The sequence below is a fragment of the Bacteroides sp. 2_2_4 genome (genome assembly GCF_000157055.1).
Classification (GTDB): Bacteria; Bacteroidota; Bacteroidia; order Bacteroidales; family Bacteroidaceae; genus Bacteroides; species Bacteroides ovatus.
Map to the genome: position 1 here is coordinate 1 of NZ_EQ973417.1, position 5593 is coordinate 5593.

General features: G+C 39.6%; 6 protein-coding genes and 2 pseudogenes. 6 read left to right on the forward strand and 2 right to left on the reverse strand.

The window, feature by feature from the left end; all coding sequences use genetic code 11:
* Positions 1-232, forward strand: a pseudogene (locus BSCG_RS0128275) (hypothetical protein); the annotation flags it as partial.
* Positions 233-235: 3 nt separating this feature from the next.
* Here the strand turns inward: BSCG_RS0128275 and BSCG_RS00040 are convergent.
* On the reverse strand, positions 236-697 hold the full coding sequence (locus tag BSCG_RS00040; RefSeq protein ID WP_005812785.1) for a hypothetical protein: 462 nt from the start codon (positions 695-697) through the stop codon (positions 236-238).
* Between the two features lie 91 nt (positions 698-788).
* Here BSCG_RS00040 and BSCG_RS30230 point away from each other — a divergent pair, with 91 nt between their 5' ends.
* Complete coding sequence (locus BSCG_RS30230) at positions 789-1559, forward strand: hypothetical protein (protein WP_005799241.1); 771 nt, start codon at positions 789-791, stop codon at positions 1557-1559.
* Positions 1560-1628: 69 nt separating this feature from the next.
* Here BSCG_RS30230 and BSCG_RS00030 read toward each other — a convergent pair whose 3' ends face one another.
* The gene (locus BSCG_RS00030; protein WP_005799237.1) at positions 1629-2879 is read right to left on the reverse strand and encodes an NBU/pMV158-type mobilization protein; all 1251 of its coding nucleotides are present in this window, start codon (positions 2877-2879) and stop codon (positions 1629-1631) included.
* A 405-nt stretch (positions 2880-3284) separates the two neighbouring features.
* On the opposite strand from BSCG_RS00030, the gene BSCG_RS00025 reads away from it, so the two are divergent.
* The 4 genes and pseudogenes from BSCG_RS00025 to BSCG_RS0128280 form a co-directional block, all read left to right on the forward strand.
* Positions 3285-3533 (forward strand): AbrB/MazE/SpoVT family DNA-binding domain-containing protein, encoded by a 249-nt coding sequence (locus BSCG_RS00025; protein WP_005812783.1) that lies wholly within the window; start codon positions 3285-3287, stop codon positions 3531-3533.
* Positions 3527-3847 (forward strand): type II toxin-antitoxin system PemK/MazF family toxin, encoded by a 321-nt coding sequence (locus tag BSCG_RS00020; protein ID WP_005799262.1) that lies wholly within the window; start codon positions 3527-3529, stop codon positions 3845-3847. Before BSCG_RS00025 ends, BSCG_RS00020 begins: the two co-directional genes overlap by 7 nt.
* A gap of 36 nt (positions 3848-3883) precedes the next feature.
* Positions 3884-4282: a hypothetical protein gene (locus BSCG_RS00015; RefSeq protein WP_005799260.1), complete on the forward strand. Its 399-nt coding sequence runs from the start codon at positions 3884-3886 to the stop codon at positions 4280-4282.
* Between the two features lie 640 nt (positions 4283-4922).
* Positions 4923-5593, forward strand: a pseudogene (locus BSCG_RS0128280) (protein rep); the annotation flags it as partial.

Sequence of the window (5593 nt, forward strand, 5' to 3'; positions counted from 1 at the left end):
GATCGGAGATGAAGCGTTGAATGATTTTAGAGATGAGGATTTGGTTCTTAATATTGAGGGATTGAATGTTGAAGATGGTTGTTATACTTGGTATATGTCTGTGAAAGATAAGGTGGCTGATTGGTATAATATGGAAACTGGGGAGGCATTGTGTTGTTATAAGGTCACCCGGAAGGATGAACTTTTGCAGGATATTTATTTAGATGAGGATATTTTTCCTAATAGTGGGTAGTTGTTAGTTTGTTGTATTGTTTTCTTGGTATGGTGTGAGTTCTATGTATTCTCTATTCATGAAAGGATCGCCAAATTTTCCACTTCTGTCATAGAAGGAAAATTTGTTTTTAGTTAGCTCGTCTATGTCCCAGTAATGTTCTCCACCAAAATAAATGGTACTGAAACTTGGATCACCGAATGACCATTGTCCGTAGATATTGGCTTCTTTTTTATTTCCTTGTTTGTCGATTTCTATATTTGTACGGGTATATGTTCCGTTTTTATTGAATTTGTATGTACCTTGCCAGACACTGCCGTTTTCGTCTGTTGTTTTTTTACCAGCCCATGTAATATCACAAATTAATGAGATTATGCTTTCTTCTCCATGGTTGTAGTATCCTTGTTTTTCAACACATCCGGTGTTTGAAATAAGAAAAAGTGATACTGTTGAAATAAGTAAAGAGATATGTATTATTCTATTCATAGTTAAATATTTAATATTCAATGCAAAAATAGGAGAAATTTTATATTTTTGGGCGAAACCTTTATTTATTAACTTTAAAAAAGGAGGATTTATGAAAAAAGTAATGTTTATGTTCATCAGTCTACTGACTGTTTTGGGTGTTTGTTCGTGTAATGATAATGAAGTAATAGAACCTGTGGTTAGTGATTCTGTATCTGATATGGAGGTCTTATCTCGTTTTGTTGATGTAAATGAGATTACAAATGAATACTATTTCAATGAGAATAAGAAAACGAGGGCGTTGTCTTATGTAACAGGTTCGGATTGGCAGGATTTAGAAAAAGTTAGTCCTTTGAGTATTGAGAAATATAAGAATAACCTGCAGGTTTTAAATGCTCAAGTGGCAAGTGCTATTTCAAATCCTAATACCGCTTATGTTGTTTTTTCTGTAAATGGAAAGACTTTGGTTAAAAAGGTGAAGGAGGATGCTAATTTTGATTTTTCAGTATTTAGGGATGTTGTAACGGAAACGAGGGCTGTTCTCCCTTCTTTGAGTATTAATGGAGGTTCTCAAAGCACTACCGGAGTTTTTTACGATTCCAGTCGTACTTTAAAGATGCAAGTTGATTTGAATGCTTCAATACAGAATAATTATTATTTCTTTGAAGTATTAAATCCTAATGCTAAACCAAGTCCGGATGATAATATAACGACACCTGAAAGTGTTGCTTTTAGTGGAACTGGACCGTTATGGAGTAACACTTTCACTTGGACTTCGTATTGGGATGCAAATGTACCTGGTCAAGGTTTTAAATGGGAGTTTAAAGGAAAAGGTACTACTCCTTCTTTTGGTTTTATAGCTAATTGCACCTTTAGTCGTTAAAAAATGAACGGGATTTAATTTGAATTGCACTTCTCAAAAAAGAGAAGTGCAATTCAAATTAGTGTCTTTCTATCGGTGTAGCCAGTTACCGTTATCTAAAGTCTTTTGTAGTGTATTCCAAAGTTCTTTAAGAAAGTTTTTAAAGTGGATGTTATTTAGCCAAATTGTAGTAATACCATTCTGACTTTTGGAGATATCTATTTTCACGTTTTTAACTTGGTATGATTTTCTCTTGTCTTTATCGTAAAGGTTTCCAGTGTAGTATATTTCCTTTCCAATAAGAAGTTGTCGGATATCTTTATTTTGTATTCCCATAGTTTGGAGTTCCTCTATATTTTCCTGTGCATTTTCCATTTCCGGAAAAAGGTTGGTTATGGGTTTTAGTTTGGATGCTTCTGCCTTTATCTGTCTGTCGGTTGTTTCCTGTACCCTTCGCATCTCGATGTTGTTGGTTCTTAATTGTCCTTCTAAATTTTGATTCTTGAATGAGAGGTTATAATTTTCTTTTTTGAGGGTTTCAATTTCTTTGGCTTGTCGTTTTACTTCCCCTACATTAAAGACGCTTGTAACGGCATTAAATACGGTTTTTCCGGCTTTTGCGGCAGCTTCTTTGGCTTCGTTGATGTGTATGTCGGTTTTCATGCTGTTTAGCTCTTTTTGTGCCGTACTAAGTTCCTTTTGGACTGTGGTGATTTTCTCGGTTCCGGCAGTGTATGCCCTGTTTAGTTGCTCGATGTCTTTTTGAAGTTGTTCAGCTTTCTCTGTTTCCATTTTGTTTTTGTATTGCATGGCCGACAAGTGTTTCTTGTCTGAAGAAACTCCACGTTCCATGTTGAGACACTCTGCTGTTATAGTCTGCATCTCCGCCATGTCGTGTCTGTTCAGCTTTACAGTTTTTCCTGTATGGCCGTCCGTCCAGTCAAAGATCATGTGCGCATGATAGTTCGGTTTCCATGCTTCTTCCTTTCCGTCCCATACGTTTGCGCCTTCATCCTTATGGGTGTAGATTTGGAAGGCGTGCACTCCAAAGCGTTCTTCCAGTTTTTCGGCCAAGTCTTGAAGCTGCTGGATTGTGGTTTCCTCGCTGATTACTATTACCCCTTCCCGGATTGGGGTAGCTTTCTTCTGTAATCCTTGTCCGGTGGCTTCCTTGTATTTTTCCGTTATGTCCCGATGTACTTCGGCAATGGAACATTCTACCCACTGTTCGTTGCGGTGTGTGAGTTCCGGACGGATGTAGTCGAGCTCCTTGCTTCTTAAGTTGTGACGTTCCGAGCTGCCTATATTGCAGGCTTCCACTCTGATACATGTCTTTGCCATATCTTTAGGTTTTAGGTGTGTATGTCTGTTTAGAAGATGTGGCGTGAAACGTCACATCGCACGGGGTCGAGGGGACACCCCTCGCACACAACCCCTTTAGGGGTTATAGTGTGCTATAACCTTTTGCAAAGGTAAGCCTTCCGGACGGGATTTGCAAGCGCTCTGCCATGTGTTCCGGATGTGCTTGGGAACAGAAGCCGGACAAAAGGGAAAAGGACACAAGGCACAATAAAAAATCATCGGTCGGGGAGCGCTGCACGGCAAGGGGGTGCACCAACACTCCCGACGAGTGCAGCCATTGACAGGGTTCTCGGTGAAAATGGAAAAAAGTTGTTTTTCCTTTTGTTATTGTTATAACTTTACATATATTTGTATCGTGATAATCAATTATAAAGTTATAACATTATGGTAACGAATATTATTCAGATTGGAAACAGCAAGGGGATAATACTTCCTTCCGAAGTATTGAAACAGTTGCGTTTGTCCTTGAAATCGGCTGTGAGCATTTCTTTGGACGGGAACAATATTGTGATAAAGGCACAACCACGTCAGGGATGGGCGGAAGCTGCCAAACGTGCCCATGAGAATGGGGATGATGAGTTGCTTATCCCTGATGTGTTTGAGGATGAAAAGTTTGAGGATTGGACATGGTAGAACAGTATGAAGTGTATTGGGTAGAGTTAGACCCTACCCGTGGGGGTGAAATGGCAAAGACACGGCCATGTGTAGTTGTCACTCCTTCAGATTTGAATATGTACCTTACAACAGTAGTCATTGTTCCGATAACCTCAACGATAAGAAATTATCCTTACCGGGTTCTGTGTTCTGTAGCCGGGCGTGAAGGAGAGATAGCCACTGATCAAATTCGCACGGTGGATAAAAGCCGGCTGAAAAGAAAGATTGGAGATTTGAATTTCAGTGAGATAAAAAGGTTACGTGAAGTATTTCAGCAAATGTTCTGTGAATAATGGAAAGTACGGAAAGAAAAATGCAAATAAGACATTATGAAACCAACTGACTACATCGAATGGGATAACCTGAAGGATATTCCATTCTTCCTCTGTCAAGTAGTCGAGGACAGAGAAAAACAAGATTTGGATATTTACTATTTGGGCAAACGTGTCTTGCACGATTACGACCATGTGGGGCACTATTTGCGGACTGCCGTTATCTTGTTCCGCAGGGTAAAGAGCCGCACAGCAGACTGGGTAAACCTGCGTAACCTTTGGACGCTGCGCAACTGTGTGCGTGAGAACTACAATCACGGCATAGGAATGAACGACCTTATTTTTGGGGAGAATTTCGATGGAGATAATCTCGATACGCTTACACCACTTACAAAGAAACGCTTTGATTTTTTGTGTAAGCGGATTAAGGAACTTGACCCATATGCAACTATTTAACACTCCATTGAGTGAAGGCAGGGCTTGTCTTTGTGTGCTCCCCCTTTGGGGGACGGGAGGGGGATAAGAAAAAAAATACCACCGGAGATGTCGGATATCCGTCAATTCACTCCGGTGTTTTTTTGCAACTCTCCCGTATCGCTCGGCAAGGGTTGTCTTTGTGTACGGCAAAGATAGTTTTTTTTCCGGAAGTATCTTTGTCTGTTGTGGATTTAGTAGTGTATTTGTGTCAGAATTGCGCAGCCGGGGGAATGGGGGCGAGCCCCCATACTAGATAAACTAGAAAGTTTCGTGGTAAATGCTTTTTGACTTGTTATATGTAGGTTTTTTGAATGATGTTTGGCGGTTTGGAATGAATTACCTACTTTTGGGCTGAGAAAAAACGAAAGCCCGAAGGCAGTAACCAACGGGCTTTGTATTTTAAGAATTAGCAATCGTTTGTGTTCGTTCTTGGCGGGGCGGATACCAAACGAAAGCCACATCAAAATTTCATATGTGCAAAGATAGAACAAATATAACCAACTGCAAAGAAAGTCCGTTAAAAAACGGTTCTGATAGTCTTAAAAAAAAGGCTAAAGTAAAAATCATATCCCATAATTTTACTCGAAAACTTTCGGAAAAGAATCCGGATAGTAAGCTGATGAAAGCATATATGGATGCCCATGTGTGTTCAAATGTTTATACTGTGCAGGGAGGTAAGGCGCATTCCCATTATTGTCATCGGGCTTTTTGTCCTATCTGTCAGCGTATTCAAACGGCACAAAATGTAAAGAAGTTCCTTCCGGTTATGAAGTATTTGGCTTCGGAAGGCAGAGAGTTTTATTTTGTGACGCTTACCTTGCAAAATTGTGTAACCGATGATGCAAGGGTATTGCGAGATTTCATGCGTAGATGTAACCGGATGTGGGCTGATGGTATAAGGACGAAACACAAGTTTCGTTCACTTGGTATTTCGGGGGTGATTAAGAAGGAGTGTACCTATCATGTAGTAAAAAAGGATTTGTTTTCGTTCCATTATCATTTTCATATTATTGTTGATTCATTGGAAGCTGCAAAATATGTAGTAGCCCAATGGAAGAAATTGCATGGTAGTACGGTTGCTGATGCCCGTTTTCAGAAATATAAGAAGATAGAGGATTTTGAAAATGCAGCGATAGAGGTTTTTAAGTATGCTTCAAAGGCTTCTGTCTCAAAATCGAAAGGTCGTGACGGTAAAAAAAAGATTCAGATAAATTATAAGGCTTTGGATATGATTTATACTGCCATGCATGGGATGCAGCGCATGAGTAGTTTCGGACAGTTCCGCACCAT